Source organism: Streptococcus sp. 2020WUSS089, from assembly GCF_044427405.1.
Classification (GTDB): Bacteria; Bacillota; Bacilli; order Lactobacillales; family Streptococcaceae; genus Streptococcus; species Streptococcus hashimotonensis.
On record NZ_JAOTGD010000007.1, the window covers coordinates 14494 to 31437 of the forward strand.

The 16944-nt window shown below is 43.5% G+C and carries 13 protein-coding genes; 10 read left to right on the forward strand and 3 right to left on the reverse strand.

Annotation, left to right across the window (positions count from 1 at the left end; all coding sequences use genetic code 11):
- Positions 1 to 193 precede the first annotated feature (193 nt).
- Both lacG and ODU46_RS06750 read left to right on the forward strand, forming a co-directional pair.
- Positions 194 to 1600, forward strand: coding sequence for a 6-phospho-beta-galactosidase (lacG, locus tag ODU46_RS06745; protein ID WP_398579410.1), 1407 nt, complete (start codon positions 194 to 196; stop codon positions 1598 to 1600).
- 64 nt (positions 1601 to 1664) lie between these two features.
- On the forward strand, positions 1665 to 2558 hold the full coding sequence (locus ODU46_RS06750; RefSeq protein WP_398579411.1) for an aldose 1-epimerase family protein: 894 nt from the start codon (positions 1665 to 1667) through the stop codon (positions 2556 to 2558).
- Between the two features lie 230 nt (positions 2559 to 2788).
- On the opposite strand, the gene rpmG is transcribed toward ODU46_RS06750, so the two are convergent.
- Together rpmG and rpmF are read right to left on the reverse strand one after the other, a co-directional pair.
- On the reverse strand, positions 2789 to 2938 hold the full coding sequence (rpmG, locus tag ODU46_RS06755) for a 50S ribosomal protein L33 (RefSeq protein ID WP_002262412.1): 150 nt from the start codon (positions 2936 to 2938) through the stop codon (positions 2789 to 2791).
- A 15-nt stretch (positions 2939 to 2953) separates the two neighbouring features.
- Positions 2954 to 3136, reverse strand: a complete 183-nt coding sequence (rpmF, locus tag ODU46_RS06760) for a 50S ribosomal protein L32 (protein ID WP_002937589.1) — start codon at positions 3134 to 3136, stop codon at positions 2954 to 2956.
- A 274-nt stretch (positions 3137 to 3410) separates the two neighbouring features.
- On the opposite strand from rpmF, the gene hisS reads away from it, so the two are divergent.
- Positions 3411 to 4691, forward strand: coding sequence for a histidine--tRNA ligase (gene hisS, locus ODU46_RS06765; RefSeq protein WP_398579412.1), 1281 nt, complete (start codon positions 3411 to 3413; stop codon positions 4689 to 4691).
- An 84-nt stretch (positions 4692 to 4775) separates the two neighbouring features.
- Here hisS and adhP read toward each other — a convergent pair whose 3' ends face one another.
- Positions 4776 to 5801, reverse strand: a complete 1026-nt coding sequence (gene adhP / locus ODU46_RS06770) for an alcohol dehydrogenase AdhP (RefSeq protein ID WP_024408509.1) — start codon at positions 5799 to 5801, stop codon at positions 4776 to 4778.
- Between the two features lie 452 nt (positions 5802 to 6253).
- Here adhP and adhE point away from each other — a divergent pair, with 452 nt between their 5' ends.
- The 7 genes from adhE (at position 6254) to ODU46_RS06805 (ending at position 16942) form a co-directional block, all read left to right on the forward strand.
- On the forward strand, positions 6254 to 8905 hold the full coding sequence (adhE, locus tag ODU46_RS06775; RefSeq protein WP_015646397.1) for a bifunctional acetaldehyde-CoA/alcohol dehydrogenase: 2652 nt from the start codon (positions 6254 to 6256) through the stop codon (positions 8903 to 8905).
- 369 nt (positions 8906 to 9274) lie between these two features.
- Positions 9275 to 10759 carry a threonine synthase gene (gene thrC / locus ODU46_RS06780; protein WP_398579413.1) on the forward strand — a complete coding sequence of 495 codons (1485 nt, stop codon included), beginning with the start codon at positions 9275 to 9277 and terminating at the stop codon, positions 10757 to 10759.
- Between the two features lie 127 nt (positions 10760 to 10886).
- A complete protein-coding gene (locus tag ODU46_RS06785; RefSeq protein ID WP_398579414.1) occupies positions 10887 to 12647 on the forward strand; it encodes an ABC transporter ATP-binding protein/permease in 1761 nt (586 codons plus the stop codon).
- Positions 12640 to 14301 (forward strand): ABC transporter ATP-binding protein, encoded by a 1662-nt coding sequence (locus ODU46_RS06790; RefSeq protein ID WP_398579415.1) that lies wholly within the window; start codon positions 12640 to 12642, stop codon positions 14299 to 14301. Before ODU46_RS06785 ends, ODU46_RS06790 begins: the two co-directional genes overlap by 8 nt.
- The gene (locus ODU46_RS06795) at positions 14302 to 14895 is read left to right on the forward strand and encodes an MptD family putative ECF transporter S component (RefSeq protein WP_253216701.1); all 594 of its coding nucleotides are present in this window, start codon (positions 14302 to 14304) and stop codon (positions 14893 to 14895) included. It abuts the gene before it with no gap.
- Positions 14892 to 15551, forward strand: coding sequence for an energy-coupling factor transporter transmembrane component T (locus tag ODU46_RS06800; RefSeq protein WP_398579416.1), 660 nt, complete (start codon positions 14892 to 14894; stop codon positions 15549 to 15551). Before ODU46_RS06795 ends, ODU46_RS06800 begins: the two co-directional genes overlap by 4 nt.
- The gene (locus ODU46_RS06805) at positions 15515 to 16942 is read left to right on the forward strand and encodes an ABC transporter ATP-binding protein (protein ID WP_398579417.1); all 1428 of its coding nucleotides are present in this window, start codon (positions 15515 to 15517) and stop codon (positions 16940 to 16942) included. Before ODU46_RS06800 ends, ODU46_RS06805 begins: the two co-directional genes overlap by 37 nt.
- Positions 16943 to 16944 lie beyond the last annotated feature (2 nt).

Here is a 16944-nt window from a genome sequence, read left to right on the forward strand (position 1 = left end):
CCTTTTATCGTCATTTGGTTTATCTTTTATTACTTCGACGTAAGAGGAAACTCCGTTTCCTTATTTCCCATTTCAAACACTCCACTGGATTGTTTGAACTCGCTTTGCCGTACTCTAGTACAGCCTGCATCTCGTTGCCTAGTACTAAAAGCAAACCAAAAGACTTTAGTTTTATATAGAAGAAGGTAGGCATATGGTTAAAACATTACCAAAAGATTTTATATTTGGTGGAGCAACTGCTGCATATCAAGCAGAGGGTGCCACAAAGACAGATAGAAAAGGTCGTGTTGCATGGGATAAGTATCTAGAAGATAATTACTGGTACACTGCGGAACCAGCTTCTGATTTTTATAACCGTTACCCAGTTGATTTAGAACTAAGTGAACAATTTGGGATAAATGGCATTCGCATTTCGATTGCTTGGTCTCGTATCTTTCCAACAGGCTTTGGAGAGGTGAACCAAAAGGGAGTAGAGTTTTACCATAAATTATTTGCGGAATGCCATAAACGTCACGTAGAACCATTTGTAACGCTTCACCATTTTGATACACCAGAAACGCTTCATTCTAATGGTGACTTTCTAAATCGAGATAACATTGAACACTTTGTCAATTACGCAGCATTTTGCTTCAAAGAATTCCCTGAAGTTAATTACTGGACGACATTTAATGAAATCGGCCCAATTGGTGACGGTCAGTATCTTGTTGGGAAGTTCCCACCAGGTATTCAGTATGATTTAGCTAAAGTATTCCAATCTCATCACAATATGATGGTTTCACATGCCAAGACAGTTAAGCTCTATAAGGATGCTGGTTATAGCGGAGAAATTGGTGTTGTACATGCATTGCCAACGAAATATCCTTATGATCCAACTAATCCAGACGATGTCCGTGCAGCGGAACTTGAAGATATTATTCACAATAAATTTATCCTAGATGCAACATACTTGGGTTACTATTCTGAAAAAACACTTGAAGGTGTTCGCCATATTCTGAAAGTAAATGGTGGGGAATTAGACCTTCGTGATGAAGACTTCGCGGCCTTAGATGCTGCAAAAGATTTGAACGACTTCTTGGGCATCAATTACTATATGAGTGATTGGATGAGAGCTCATGATGGAGAAACTGAAATTATCCATAATGGTAAAGGTGAAAAGGGAAGTTCTAAGTATCAAATCAAAGGAGTTGGTCGTAGAGAGTCCCCAGTTGATATTCCAAAAACGGACTGGGATTGGATTATCTACCCACAAGGTCTTTATGACCAAATTATGCGTGTGAAAAATGACTATCCAAACTATAAAAAAATCTACATCACTGAAAATGGTCTAGGTTATAAAGATGAATTTGTAGATGGTACAGTCTATGACGATGGTCGAATTGATTATGTGAAAAAGCATTTAGAAGTGATTTCAGATGCTATCTCAGATGGTGCCAATGTTAAAGGGTATTTCATCTGGTCCTTGATGGATGTATTTTCTTGGTCAAATGGTTACGAGAAACGATATGGTTTGTTCTATGTTGACTTTGAGACCCAAGAACGTTATCCAAAGAAAAGTGCTTATTGGTATAAAAAAGTAGCAGAAACACAGGTTATTGAATAAAAATAATACAAGGATGTCTAGCTCAAGTTAGCGTCCTTGTTTTCATATAAGGGAGGCAGTTTTTATGTTCGAATTAAAGAATGAGAACTTAACAGTACAATTTTCTGAATTAGGTGGGCAAATTGCTTCGATAAAAGACAATGATGGTGTCGAGTATCTTTGGCAAGGAGATCCGACCTATTGGAGCGGTCAAGCACCAGTTCTATTTCCGATTTGCGGAAGTTTACGAAATGATTGGGCTATCTATGAACCGGCAGAAAGACCGACATTTACAGGCACAATTCCAAGGCATGGACTTGTGAGAAAAATGATGTTCAAAAATGTAAGAATAACTGAAAATTCTGTGGAATTTTCTATTTCATCAAATGAAGAAACCGTAAAAATTTACCCATTTGAATTTGAACTTTCCATTAACTACTTACTATTTGGCAATACAATTCGAACTGAATATCAGGTGAAAAATCTTGAAGGACATAGAAAGCTACCTTACTTTATTGGGGGTCACCCAGGTTTTAATTGTCCTTTGTTGGATGGTGAGAGTTATGAAGACTATTATTTAGAATTTGAAAAAGTAGAATCTTGTACAGTTCCAAGAAGTTTTCCAGAAACTGGCTTACTTGATCTGCGAGATCGCCGTCCATTCTTGGAAAATCGAAAGACCTTGGACTTGTCCTATCAACTGTTTGAGCATGATGCCATAACATTGGATCAATTAGCATCGCGAAAGGTAACCTTGAAATCCAAAAACCATCAGAAAAAACTTTCGATTGCATTTGATGATTTTCCATATTTAGTGATTTGGTCAACTACAAATCAGAGTCCCTTTATCGCTTTAGAGCCATGGAGCGGACTCTCTACATCACTGGAAGAATCTGATATATTCAATGCCAAACGAAATATTAGTTACGTCGCTCCAAAAGAAGTTGATAGAAAATATTTTGATATTATTATTGAGTAACTAGGTTAGTTAAGTAGTTTGAATATTCTACGGAAAACACTCAAAAACCCCACTGATTTTAATTAGCCAGTGGGGTTTATTTTTACTTATCCGAATCAAAATCTTATTTCAAAAAAGGTAGTGAAAAAGGTAGTGGTTCGACTGATTTGTACTGCAATGTAATGAAATTCAATATTTCAAAAATCGCATTAAATCAAGGTTTCTACCGTCTATTGACGTGTAGTGAATCCCTATTTCACCTCAGTAAAAATCACGTGCTTACGCAATTTTGGTGAGTATTTTTTCAATTGAAGACGGTCTGGAGTGTTACGTTTGTTTTTTGAAGTAAGGTACAAACGCTCACCAGATTCTTTGTGTTCAAGTGTAATATTTACGCGCATGGTATCTCCCTTCTATTATTCAGCTGAAGCAGCCTTAGCGATTTTACGTCCTTTGTAGTATCCTTTCAAAGATACACGGTGTGAACGTGAGTAATCTCCAGTAGTTTCATCAAATTTCACAGTTGGAGCTGCTACTTTATAGTGAGTACGACGTTTGTTTTTCTTCGCTTTTGAAGTGCGACGTGCAGGTACTGCCATTTCTTTCTTCCTCCATTAAATGTCAGGGCCAAGCCCCTTTTAAATCTAAAATAGTGCGTATGACTTTCGCCAACTTTAACAGTATAACAAAAGTTTTTTGTAAAGTAAAGTTACTTGACAGATTTTTTTCACTTTTTTGGAAAATAGCAGAGCATTTATGGTAAAATAAGGAGGATTGCAAGGCTCGACTGGTAGAGTTTGAGCCCTTATGACTTAATTTGGAAAGGAAGAAGCACAACTTCGAGCGATATAAGTTGGCTTTATACACTTTATTATGAAACTACAAAAACCTAAAGGAACACAGGATTTACTACCGCAGGATTCTGCCAAATGGCAGTATGTGGAAAACTTTACCCGCAGCATTTTCAAGCAATACAATTACGCTGAGATTCGCACACCGATCTTCGAGCATTATGAGGTGATCAGCCGTTCGGTTGGCGATACGACAGACATTGTGACCAAGGAGATGTACGATTTCTATGACAAGGGAGAGCGTCATATCACCCTCCGTCCAGAAGGTACGGCACCCGTTGTTCGTTCTTATGTAGAAAACAAGCTCTTTGCTCCAGAAGTGCAAAAGCCAGCTAAGTTCTATTACATGGGTCCAATGTTCCGCTATGAGCGTCCGCAGGCAGGTCGTCTCCGTCAGTTCCACCAGATTGGTGTGGAGTGCTTTGGTTCCAATAACCCAGCGACAGACGTAGAAACCATTGCTATGGCCTATCACTTCTTTGAAGAGTTGGGGATCAAGGACATCCGCCTCCACCTCAACAGTCTGGGCAACCCAGAGAGTCGTGCCGCCTATCGCCAGGCTTTGATTGACTACCTGACACCGCTCAAAGACCAGTTATCTAAGGACAGCCAGCGCCGTCTAGAAGAAAATCCTTTGCGTGTGTTGGATTCCAAGGAAAAAGAAGACAAGGTCGCAGTGGAAAATGCACCATCCATCTTGGACTATCTAGATGAAGAAAGTACTGCTCACTTTGAAGCGGTTAAGACTATGTTGGACAGTTTAGGCATTGCTTATGTGATTGACACCAACATGGTGCGTGGTTTGGACTACTATAACCATACTATTTTCGAGTTTATGACCGAGGTAGGTGGCAACGACCTGACCATCTGTGCCGGCGGTCGTTACGACGGTTTGGTGTCCTATTTCGGTGGACCGGAAACACCAGCCTTCGGCTTTGGTATGGGGATTGAGCGCCTCATCCTAGTCCTTGAAAAGCAAGGCATCGAGCTCCCTCTCGACACCCAGTTAGATGTCTACATCGCAGTTTTAGGTCAGGAGGCCAATGGCGGAGCGCTTGAGTTGGTTCAAGCCATCCGCAAGCAAGGCTTCCGAGCAGAGCGAGATTACCTTGACCGCAAGCTCAAGGCTCAGTTTAAATCAGCAGATGTTTTTGGAGCTAAGGCCATCATTACCCTAGGTGGTAGCGAAATCGAATCTGGACAGGTTGTGGTTAAAAATAACCAAACTCGCAGTCAAGTTGAAACAAACTTGGAAACACTCAAAACAGATTTTGCAAGTATTTTAGAAGAATTGGAGAAGTAGTAGTCTAGGCTGCTTCTTTTTTATTTTAGAAAGCAAAAAAAGAAGCGATTGGATAATCACTTCTTGAAAATAGTGGAGAACGCATTAGTGTGAGTGGCAGAAGTCTAAGACCATGCGACCTTGGATAGTTCCTGCTGCCATTTCATCAAAGACTGCTTCAGCATCTTCGACAGGACGTTTTTGAACGACTGGAACAACTAGTCCCATAGCACCGAAGTGGAAGGCCTCTTCTAAATCTTTACGAGTACCCACCAGTGAGCCGACTACCTTGATACCGTCTAGCACAGTCTTCACGATACTGAGGTCCATGTATTCAGATGGAAGTCCTACAGCTACTACATATCCACCAGCACGAACACTGTCAATAGCTTGGTTGAAGGCTACTTTGGAAACAGCTGTTACAACAGTAGAGTGTACACCGCCACCAGTAATTTCTTTAATATATCCAGGAACATCTTCTACTTCAAGTCCGTTGATCGTCACATCTGCACCAACTTCTTTGGCGAGTTCCAATTTGTCATTATTAATGTCTACAGCGATAACATGAGCGTTGAAGACTTTTTTAGCGTATTGTACAGCAAGGTTTCCGAGTCCACCAGCACCATAGATAGCGATCCATTGACCTGGTTCCAAGTGAGCTTCTTTAATCGCTTTGTAGCAAGTAACGCCAGCACAAGTGATCGAACTTGCTTGAGCTGGATCAAGACCTTCTGGAACTTTTACTGCATAGTCTGCTGTTACAATACATTGCTCAGCCATACCACCGTCAACAGAGTAGCCTGCATTTTTTACGGTACGGCAGAGAGTTTCGCGACCGGTTGTACAATATTCACACATGCCACAGCCTTGGAAGAACCAAGCAACGCTGACACGATCACCAACTTTTAGACTGGTAACACCAGGTGCGATTTCTGTAACAATACCGATTCCTTCGTGACCAAGCACGCGACCAGGAACCTTACCAAAATCACCATTGGCAACGTGGAGGTCAGTGTGACAAACACCACAGTACTCAATTTGGACCAAAGCCTCACCAGCTTCGAGTGGACGAAGTTCCTTATCGACAACGACAACACCAGTAGATTCTGGATTTACAACGACTGCTTTCATAAGCAGACCTCCTGTTTTAATATTTTATGTACATTTTTGGATGTGTTAATATAGTTGTTTTATATTGTTAAGAATATCACAATGTAGACAAAAATGCAAGAGTAGAAAAGAAGGGACAAATGAATATGAAATTGAAAATTATCACGTAATTACTACAATATTTTCAAAAAAATCTATTTACTTGGAAGCGTTTTCTTGGTAAACTAGTATCGTAAATGTTAGAGAAAGAATAAATGATAAAGATTTGTCTTACTTTATGTATTTTTTGACCAAACGAAGCAGAAACAAATCTGAATGTTTTCTGAAAACAAGAAAAAGTAAGCGTTTTCTACAACAAAACAGAAAAAATGTGAAAAAATTAACAATTTCTCTTTACAAATAAAATAAAAAATAGTAGAATAATATTGTGAAAAAGTTAACAAATAGTTAGCGAGTATATTTGGAGGAACACAATGGCTGATAAAAAAGTAGTATCACCAGAAGAAAAGTTGGTAGAAGCGCGCAAGCACGTCGATGAGCTTGTTCAAAAAGGTTTGGTTGCTCTTGATGAGTTCCGTAAACTTGGTCAAGAAGAAGTAGACTATATTGTAGCGAAAGCTTCGGTTGCAGCCCTTGATAAACACGGTGAATTGGCAATGCACGCCTTTGAAGAAACCAAGCGTGGTGTATTCGAAGACAAGGCTACTAAGAACTTGTTTGCCTGTGAGCACGTTGTCAATAACATGCGCCACACGAAAACTGTTGGTGTTATCGAAGAAGATGAAGTGACAGGTTTGACTTTGATTGCTGAGCCGGTTGGTGTTGTTTGTGGTATCACACCAACAACAAACCCAACTTCTACAGCAATCTTTAAATCATTGATTGCCTTGAAGACACGTAATCCAATTGTCTTTGCCTTCCACCCATCTGCACAAGAATCTTCTGCTCATGCAGCTCGTGTTGTCTATGAAGCAGCAGTAGCAGCTGGTGCCCCTGAAAACTGTATCCAGTGGGTAACAAAACCATCTATGGAAGCAACGTCTGAGTTGATGAAACATGATGGTATTGCAACAATACTTGCAACTGGTGGTAACGCAATGGTGCGTGCAGCTTACTCTTGTGGTAAACCTGCCCTTGGTGTAGGTGCAGGTAACGTTCCAGCCTATGTTGAAAAATCAGCAAATATCCGTCAGGCAGCACACGACATCGTTATGTCTAAGTCATTTGACAACGGTATGGTCTGTGCGTCAGAACAAGCAGTTATCATTGATAAAGAAGTTTACGATGAGTTTGTAGCAGAATTCAAGTCTTACAAAACTTACTTCGTTAATAAGAAAGAAAAAGCTCTTCTTGAAGAATACTGCTTCGGTGTGAAAGCTAACAGCAAAAACTGTGCAGAAGGTAAATTGAACGCAGACATCGTTGGTCGCCCAGCTGCATGGATTGCTGAGCAGGCTGGCTTCTCAGTACCAGAAGGTACAAACATCTTGGCAGCTGAGGTTGCTGAAATCGGTGAAAAAGAACCATTGACTCGTGAGAAATTGTCACCTGTTATTGCCGTCTTGAAAGTTGACGGTCGTGCAGAAGGTCTTGAAGCGGCTCGCCAAATGGTTGAATTCCACGGTCTCGGTCACTCTGCAGCTATTCATACGGAAGACGCAGAATTGGCGAAAGAGTTTGGTACAATCGTACGTGCTATCCGTGTTATTTGGAACTCTCCATCTACTTTCGGTGGTATCGGTGATGTTTACAACGCATTCTTGCCATCATTGACACTTGGTTGTGGTTCTTACGGACGCAACTCAATCAGTGATAACGTAAGTGCTATGAACTTGCTCAACATCAAGAAAGTAGGAAGACGTAGAAATAATATGCAATGGTTTAAAGTTCCTTCTAAAACATACTTCGAACGTGATTCTATCCAATATCTCCAAAAATGTCGTGACGTTGAACGTGTCATGATCGTTACAGACCGTGCCATGGTAGAACTTGGATTCCTAGATCGTATCATCGAACAATTGGACCTTCGTCGTAATAAAGTTGTTTACCAAATCTTCTCAGACGTTGAGCCAGATCCAGACATCACAACAGTTTATAAAGGTACAGAATTGATGCGTACCTTCAAACCAGATACAATCATCGCACTCGGTGGTGGTTCACCAATGGATGCTGCCAAAGTTATGTGGCTCTTCTACGAACAACCAACAGTTGACTTCCATGACCTAGTTCAAAAATTCATGGATATCCGTAAACGTGCCTTCAAGTTCCCAGAACTTGGTAAGAAATCTAAGTTTATCGCGATTCCAACTACATCAGGTACAGGTTCAGAAGTAACACCGTTCGCCGTAATCTCTGATAAAGCAAACAACCGTAAATACCCAATCGCTGACTACTCATTGACACCAACTGTGGCAATCGTTGACCCAGCACTCGTATTGACAGTACCTGCACACGTTACAGCAGATACTGGTATGGACGTATTGACTCACGCTACAGAAGCATACGTTTCAACAGTGGCAAACGACTTTACAGATGGTTTAGCACTTCAAGCTATCAAACTAGTATTTGAAAACCTTGAAAGCTCAGTGAAGAATGCTGACTTTGTATCACGTGAGAAAATGCACAACGCATCAACTATGGCAGGTATGGCCTTCGCCAACGCATTCCTAGGTATTTCTCACTCAATGGCTCATAAGATTGGTGGACGTTTCCATACTGTTCACGGTCGTACAAACGCTATCTTGCTTCCATACGTTATCCGCTACAACGGTACTCGTCCAGCTAAGACAGCTACATGGCCTAAGTACAACTACTATAAAGCAGATGAAAAATACCAAGACATCGCTCGTCTTCTAGGCTTGCCATGTTCAACACCAGAAGAAGCTGTTGCTGCATACGCACAAGCAGTTTACGACCTCGGTGAACGTATCGGTATCCAAATGAACTTGAAAGCACAAGGTATCGACGAGAAAGAACTTAAAGAACACTCTCGCGAATTGGCTCTTCTTGCCTACGAAGACCAATGTACACCAGCTAACCCACGTCTAGCAATGGTTGACCACATGCAAGAAATCATCGAAGACGCCTACTACGGTTACAAAGAACGTCCAGGTCGTTTGAAATAATCCTATTCTGTCGTCTTTCGTCGTTAGATTTCCTTGGTGAACTTCAGTTCTACCTTCGTCAATCTGTCTAGAAAGGCTTAGGACTAGAATTGTTTCGGCATCAAGTCCTAGTTCGTAGAGTATACTGAGCTTTGCTCAGTTGAACGGAGTATGATTTATAGGTAAATTGCCTCCAAATATCGTAAGACAATCCTCTATTGAAAAATAGGGGATTGTTTGTTTAGAAATAATGGTGGAGATCCTGAAAAAAGCGAAAGTGGTTGGAAAGGTAGGGTTTAGCCGAGAAAAAGAGACTTTTCTATCTATCTTTCACAATTTTCTGTCAATTTATGGTAGAATAGAAAAAATAGATTTTTTATGAGGGATACCATGACATTAGTATATCAATCAACACGCGATGCTAAAAATACTGTATCGGCTAGTCAGGCGATTTTACAAGGCTTGGCGACCGACGGTGGTTTGTTTACACCGATTTCGATTCCAACAGTTGACTTGGATTTTTCTGTTCTTAAAGATGCTTCTTATCAAGAAGTTGCTAAGCTCATTTTGTCGGCTTTCTTGGATGATTTTACAGCAGATGAACTGGACTATTGTATCAACAACGCCTACGACAGCAAGTTTGACACGCCAGTTATTGCCCCAGTGGTTAAGTTAAAAGGTCAGTACAACTTGGAGCTCTTCCGAGGCTCAACCATTGCCTTTAAGGACATGGCTCTGTCCATCCTGCCTTACTTGATGACGACTGCTGCTAAAAAGCACGGTTTGGAAAATGAGATTGTTATCTTGACCGCGACTTCAGGTGACACAGGAAAGGCAGCCATGGCTGGTTTTGCAGACGTTCCTGGCACGCAAATCATCGTCTTCTACCCACGCGACGGGGTGTCTAAGGTCCAAGAATTGCAGATGACCACGCAGACAGGGGCTAATACCCACGTGGTGGCCATTGACGGAAACTTTGACGATGCCCAAACCAACGTCAAGCATATGTTCAATGATGAGGCTCTTCGTGCCAAATTGGCGGCTAAGAAACTTCAGTTTTCATCTGCCAACTCCATGAACATCGGCCGCTTGGTGCCACAGATTGTTTACTATGTCTATGCCTACGCTCAGCTGGTTAAGACTGGTGAGATTGCGGCGGGAGACAAGGTCAACTTCACCGTTCCGACAGGCAACTTCGGTAACATCTTGGCGGCTTACTACGCTAAGCAGATCGGTCTGCCAGTTGGCAAGCTCATCTGTGCTTCCAACGATAACAATGTCCTAACCGACTTCTTCTCGACGGGCGTTTACGACAAGAACCGTACCTTCCGCGTGACCACCAGTCCGTCCATGGACATCTTGGTGTCCTCTAACTTGGAGCGCTTGATTTTCCACCTCTTTGGCAATGACGCTGCAAAAACAGCTGAGCTGATGGAAGCCTTGAACACAGCTGGTCAGTATGACATTCAAGGAGCTGACGCGGACATCCTATCTCTCTTTGCTGCCGCCTTTGCGACGGAAGAAGAAACCGCTGCGGAAATCAAGCGTGTCTATGAGGAGACAGACTACATTGAAGATCCACATACGGCTGTTGCCTCAGCTGTCTATAAACAGTATGTGGAGCAAACAGGTGACCAAACTCCGACAGTGATCGCTTCTACAGCAAGTCCTTACAAGTTCCCAGTGGTTGCGGTTGAAGCTGTGACAGGCCAGTCAGGCTTGACTGACTTCGAAGCCCTTGCCAAATTGCATGAGATTTCAGGTGTAGCCCTGCCACCAGCTGTGGACGGTTTGGAAACAGCACCTGTCCGCCACAATACCGTCGTTGCAGCTGCAGATATGCAGGCTGAGGTAGAGCGCTATTTGGGTGTTTAATAAAAAATGAATTATGACAAACTGCTCATCTTGAGTGGTTTGTTTTCTTTTTGTAATTTAAATTAAAATTTACAGATAATTCAAAGAATGATATACTGTATAGGAATACTTGTAGATGAGGTGGCGTATGGCACAAGAACAGGGGAAAATCTCCAGAGAAAAGAAAAAAGCCCTCTTGAAGCGGCTCAAAGAACGCATCAAGCCCAAGATGAAGCTGGTCTATTTGGCAGCCTTTCTATCCTGGGTACAGTTTTTGATGCGGATTATTTCCTTCTATCTGATTGCTAAGGGCTTTGTGACCTACTATGAGGGCGGTCAGGTTGATTTAATACGGTTTGTCCTCATCTTGCTAGGGCTCAATGCCTTTGGTTATGGTGTGGCCCTGATTGCCAAGCGTTTGCAAGGTCTGGGCTCCCAGTTTGCTCGGGATTCGCTCAAGCAGTCCTTTTTTGAGGCTCTCTTGGCCAAGGACGGTCAGTTTGAGTCAAAGGCGACAGCGGCGGATGTTTTTAATATCGCTTCGCAAGGGATTGACAGCCTGGATACCTACTATTCCTACTACATGGCTTCTTCCTTGCGGACCCAGTTCAACTGTGCGACGGTTCTCTTGCTGGTCTTTCTGATTTTCCCGCTAGGTGCGGTCATTTTTATCCTGGCCTTGCCTTTGATACCCATTTCCATCATCGCTATGCAGAAGCGGTCCAAGCGGATCATGAATCGCTACTGGGGCTCCTACATGGATGTGGGCAATCTTTTCTTGGACGACCTCAAGGGGCTCAACACCCTTTATTCCTATCAGGCGGACGCGGCTTATGAAAAGACCTTCAATGAGCAGGCGGAGGACTTCCGCGATGCGACCATGGAGTTGCTCAGCTTCCAGCTGCAAGCGGTGGGCTACATGGATGCGGTCATGTATCTGGGAATTGGTCTGTCTGGTTTTGTAGCGGTCAATAGCCTAGCGGCAGGCAATCTCTCCCTCTTTAGTATGCTCTTCTTTGTCCTCATTGCGACGGAGTTTTTTGCACCCATACGGGAGCAGGGCTACGGTATGCACTTGGTCATGATGAATACCAAGATGGCGGATCGCATTTTTGGTTTCCTGGACAGTATGACAGCGGAGCAGGAAATCGATGCTGCCCATGTGCCTGCTTTTGACAGTCTGAAACTGGAAAATCTGGCCTTTGCCTACGGAGAAAAGCCAGTCTTGAACGATGTTTCTATGACCATGACGGCTGGAAAGGTCTATGCCTTGGCGGGTGAGTCAGGGCAGGGGAAAACGACCTTGTCCCAGTTGCTCTTGCGACGTTTGCGAGCGGATAAGGGAGCGATTTACTTGGGTGAGCAGGAGATTTCTTCTGTCAGTCAGTTGTCGCTGAATGAGCAGGTCCTCTATGTGTCGGGTCAGTCAACCTTGGTCAACCAGTCGATCTATGAGAATTTACGCATGGCTGGTGACTGGACCAAGGAGGACATCTTGGCTTGGGCAGATCAGCATGGGGTCTTGCAATTTGTCAAGAATCTGCCAGACGGTCTAGACACGATTGTGGGCGATGACGGTGCTTTCTTGTCACCAGGTCAACGCCAGCAGGTCATCTGTGCCCGTGCGGTTTTGGCCAAACGCTCGCTCTATATTTTTGACGAAGTTACTTCTAGCGTCGATCAGGACAATGAAGGCTTGATTTACGATTTGATTAACTTGGTGGCCAAGGATGCCATTGTCATTATTATTACCCATAAGATGAAGCAAGTGGAGCAGGCAGATGATATTCTCTTCTTGTCTGCGGAGGGGGCTGTGACAGGCAACCATGCTACACTTTATCAGACTAGCTCGGCCTATCGTCAGCTGGTCGACCAACAAAGAGAATTGGAGGAAGCCGTTTATGGATAAGAAAGAAATGCCGACACGGGTGCTGATTCCGAGACTCTTGGGCTCGATGAAACACCTCTTGCCACGGATTGCGGTGGCGGTTTGCTTTGCGGTCTTGGGACAGGTGGTAACCATTGCTATTCCAGTAACCCTGGTCTATCTGGCTTTTGATGCCCTTGCTGGCAATTCTGCTCCGCTATGGACCTTGGGAGCTTTAGTCATTCTAGCTCTTCTGCGTGGGGCCTTCCGCTATGGCGAGCACTACTTCGGTCACTATGTGGCCTTTCATACCCTGGCTGCCTACCGCCGTCTGATTTTTGCGAAATTGCGGGCCCTGGCTCCTGGGAAATTGGACCGGCAGGACAGTGGTAGCCTGCTCAAGATGATTGGGGAGGACATCGATGCCTTGGAGGTTTTCTTTGCCCATACCATTGCTCCGATTTGTACAGGGATTATGGTGGCTCTTGGCTTGACGGTCTATTTTGGTCTGTCCAGCTGGGGCTTGGCTCTCTTGGCTCTGGTGACCTACGCCCTTCTAGCGATTGCCATTCCAAATCGATTTGCCCAGCAGCTGCAACCCTTGCTCAAGGAGCAAAATGCCAGTCGCAAGGGCTATGTTTCCTACTTTATTGAAAGCCTCAAGAGCATGAAGGACCTCATGCAATTCCAGCAGACAGATGCTCGTTTTGCCACTCTGACGCAGAAAAGTCAGGAGGTCAACGGTCAGGAGCGAAAGGTTGCCCAGACCAACTTTATGCAGTATGCCGTTTCCTTTTTGGTGGTGGGCCTGTCTATCATGGGCTTTGCCTGGCTGACCTTCGACTTGGTTGGCAGTCAAAACTTGGAACTGGCGACAGGAGTGGCTCTTCTGGTGTCCTTTACTAGTTCCTTTGCTCCCTTCTTGGAGCTCAGCCGTCTGCCTCTTGGTTTCAAGCGGGCTATGAATGCTGGTCGGAACATCTATGCTCTTTTGGATGAAAAAGAAGCAGAGCGAACAGGTGACTTGGTTGAGGTCAGCGTAAAAGATATTGCTATTGAGCAAGTTGACTTCGATTATGATGACCGAGAAACAGGGCTCTATCGCAATCTGTCTGTCCAGTTTGAACAGGGTGGCATCGTTGGTCTGGTCGGTGAGTCCGGTGCAGGAAAATCCACCTTGATGAAATTGATCATGCGGTGGTATGACTGGCAGCAAGGTCAAATCAACCTGTCTGGCTTGGATAGTCGGAAGGTAGACAAGGCTCATTTGCAAGGCTCCTTTTCCTATGTACCTCAGGTACCACAAATCTTCCGCCAGACCATTCGGGACAATCTCCTCTTGGGGCGGACGGATGTGTCAGACGAAACCATCATGGACTTGGCAGAAAAATGCCACATGAAAGAACGGATTTTGGCAGCACCGCAGGGCTTGGATACGATTGTAGAAGCCAGTGACTTTTCAGCAGGAGAAGGACAACGCCTGGAACTCATGCGGGCCCTGCTCAAAAACGCTGACTGCTATATCTTTGATGAGCCGACCAGCAACTTGGATTCGCTCAATGAAGCCCGCTTTATCCAGCTGGTCAAGGCACACTGTCAGGGTATGGTCTTCTTGATTTCCCATAGAAGATCGACCATGGCTTGTGCGGATACCATTTTTCGCTTGGAAGACGGACAATTAGTAAAGGAAAGATAAATGAAGAAATTACAAGTAAAAGATCTGATGGTAACAGGGGCTTTTGCTGCCCTCTACTTTGTTTGTGTTGGTCTAGGAACCTTGTTGAGCTTGGTTTTTGATCGTTCGGGTAATATGATGTATGCACCTGCTGGAGCAGCCCTTTTGGCAGGACCTGTTTATATGTTATTGGTAGCCAAGGTTGGTAAATTTGGTTCAATTAGTCTGGTTGGAGCGGTAATGGCCTGTTTCTTTTTCCTATCAGGCTATATGACAGCGGCCTTTCTCCCAAGCTTGACCTTTGGTTTTTTGTCAGAAATGGTAGCGAAGTCAGGTCACTATAAACAAAAATGGACCAATCTTCTTAGCTATATCATTTTCTCTTTTGGAAACCTGGGACCGATTATTCTTATGTGGTTCATGCGTGATGCCTATGAGGCCAATCTTTTGGCACGTGGAAAATCAGCAGAATACATCGCTCGTGTCATGCTGGATTTCACTCCAAGGAATGTACTCTGGTTGTCAACGACCATTATCTTAACAGCTCTTATCAGTGGTCTGTTTGGTCAATATATGCTTCAGCGCTATTTTAAACAATCAGGTTATCTTTCATGAAATTAGATGCTCGTACAAAAATTATTCTCGTCATCTTCACTAGTTTTACCTATGGGATGCGTCTTACAATACTAGAAAATGCAGTGCTGGTCTTAGGCCTTAGCCTGCTTTTCTGGTTTTCTGGAAAGCGGAAAATGGCTATAATGAGTCCGATAGCCTATTCTATTTTTTGTCTGTTATCATATATTACATTTTTTCCAGCATGGCTGACGCATTTGTTGCTTGTATTGACCTATACATGGCCTCCGCTTTTGGCAGGACATCTATTGCTGATGACGACAAGTGGTTACGAACTCATTCATGGCTTGCGGAAATGGCACCTGCCAGAGGTATTTCTTTTGACGTTGGGAGTAATGTTTCGTTTCCTGCCTGCCATTAAACAGGATGCTCGTACGATTTGTGCCTCTTTGAAGGTTAGAGGAATTTTTTTACGGAAGAGAGATGTGGTTTGTAAGCCACTCCAGTACATGGAGTTTTTCTTGGTTCCCTTGATGATGTCTCTCTTGCGAACAGCTCAGGAATTGACAGTAGCCAGTCTGACAAAAGGTTTGGCTGTATCTACAAAATCACCTGCATATATTCGGTCGTCTTGGACCGTGCTAGATTGGAGTCTTTGCTTATGTTGTCTCATTTTTCTGATTCTCGTCCGGCTGTGACGGTAAAAAATGTAGCATTAACTTATTCAGGGGCAGATAAACCAGCCTTGCAGATAGAGGATCTGACTATTCCAGAAGGCCAGTGTGTTGTTTTATGTGGGCAGAGTGGCGCTGGGAAGTCTAGTTTTCTCAAGGTACTGAATGGTTTGACGCCAGAATATTATCCTGCTCAGCTTTCGGGACAAATTTTCTTAGGGGACTTGGATTTACAAAAATCTAGTCTGGAAGAAATATCTCGGCACATTGCTTCCGTCTTTCAGCATCCGTCTACTCAATTTTTTCATAGTCAAGTCTTGCAGGAATTGGTTTTCCCTTGTGAAAATCAGGGTTTGTCAAGAGAAGAAATCGAGAATCGCCTGGCTTGGGTTATGGAATTATTTGGTTTGGCTTCTCTTAGCCAGCGAACGATTTCCAGTCTATCAGGTGGTCAGCAACAACGTCTAGCCTTGGCCGTTGCAGCCATGCAAGGGACAGATGTCTTGGTTTTAGATGAGCCGACTGCCAACCTAGATCAGGAAGGGATTGCGATTGTACAGGACATCTTGAAAACTTTAAAAAGCCAAGGAAAGACCATTATTATTGCCGAGCATAGACTGTCTTATCTCAGTCAGTTGGCAGATCGCTATTTATATTTTCAAGATGGGCAAGTGGTGACGGATTATCTAGCAGATGAGTTTTTAAGTCGGACAGAAGAATGCCGTCAGGATATGGGACTGCGTTGTTATGACTCGGAGCCTTATGGGCGGGCAATAGCGGAGCTGGCGGACCAATTTGTTAATGATAAAGAGGGTTTACTTGTTGAAAATTTATCGGTAAGTCAGAAAGAGAATACTCTCTACGAGATTGAAAAACTTTGCTTGGCACCAGGACAGGTGGTGGGTTTGGTTGGAGCGAATGGTTCTGGAAAAACAAGCCTTGCTCGTTATCTGGTCGGTTTAGCGGAAGATAAGAAGAGTAGGATTTCTTGGCAAGGTCAAACCTTGTCTGGTCGCCAGAGATTGGAAAAAACAGCCTTTGTTATGCAGGATGTTCGACTCCAACTATTTGCGGAAAGTGTTAAGCGAGAACTTACTCTTGGAAGGAAAAATAGAGCTGTCGATGAACGTTTGGTAGCTCGTTTTGGTCTATCGGATTTGTTGGAGAGGCATCCGGTCAGTTTATCGGGTGGTGAACAACAGCGCGTGATGATAGTGGCCAGCTTACTGGCAGATAAGGAAATTTTCATTTTTGATGAACCGACGAGCGGCTTGGATTTGAGACGAATGCAACAAGTTGCTACCGCTTTAGTAGACTTAAAAATGAAGAATAAGTTGGTTTTGTTAATTTCTCACGATGAAGAGCTATTGAATCTTGTTTGTGATAAAATAGTAGATATTAAACAGTTGAAATAGAG

Coding starts and splice junctions, on each gene's coding strand:
- ODU46_RS06750 (WP_398579411.1), top strand. CDS start 1,665: ATGTTCGAATTAAAGAATGAGAACTTAACAGTACAATTTTCTGAATTA.
- ODU46_RS06795 (WP_253216701.1), top strand. CDS start 14,302: ATGAAGAAATTACAAGTAAAAGATCTGATGGTAACAGGGGCTTTTGCT.
- ODU46_RS06785 (WP_398579414.1), top strand. CDS start 10,887: ATGGCACAAGAACAGGGGAAAATCTCCAGAGAAAAGAAAAAAGCCCTC.
- ODU46_RS06790 (WP_398579415.1), top strand. CDS start 12,640: ATGGATAAGAAAGAAATGCCGACACGGGTGCTGATTCCGAGACTCTTG.
- rpmG (WP_002262412.1), bottom strand. CDS start 2,938: ATGCGCGTAAATATTACACTTGAACACAAAGAATCTGGTGAGCGTTTG.
- adhE (WP_015646397.1), top strand. CDS start 6,254: ATGGCTGATAAAAAAGTAGTATCACCAGAAGAAAAGTTGGTAGAAGCG.
- thrC (WP_398579413.1), top strand. CDS start 9,275: ATGACATTAGTATATCAATCAACACGCGATGCTAAAAATACTGTATCG.
- ODU46_RS06800 (WP_398579416.1), top strand. CDS start 14,892: ATGAAATTAGATGCTCGTACAAAAATTATTCTCGTCATCTTCACTAGT.
- adhP (WP_024408509.1), bottom strand. CDS start 5,801: ATGAAAGCAGTCGTTGTAAATCCAGAATCTACTGGTGTTGTCGTTGTC.
- ODU46_RS06805 (WP_398579417.1), top strand. CDS start 15,515: ATGTTGTCTCATTTTTCTGATTCTCGTCCGGCTGTGACGGTAAAAAAT.
- lacG (WP_398579410.1), top strand. CDS start 194: ATGGTTAAAACATTACCAAAAGATTTTATATTTGGTGGAGCAACTGCT.
- rpmF (WP_002937589.1), bottom strand. CDS start 3,136: ATGGCAGTACCTGCACGTCGCACTTCAAAAGCGAAGAAAAACAAACGT.
- hisS (WP_398579412.1), top strand. CDS start 3,411: ATGAAACTACAAAAACCTAAAGGAACACAGGATTTACTACCGCAGGAT.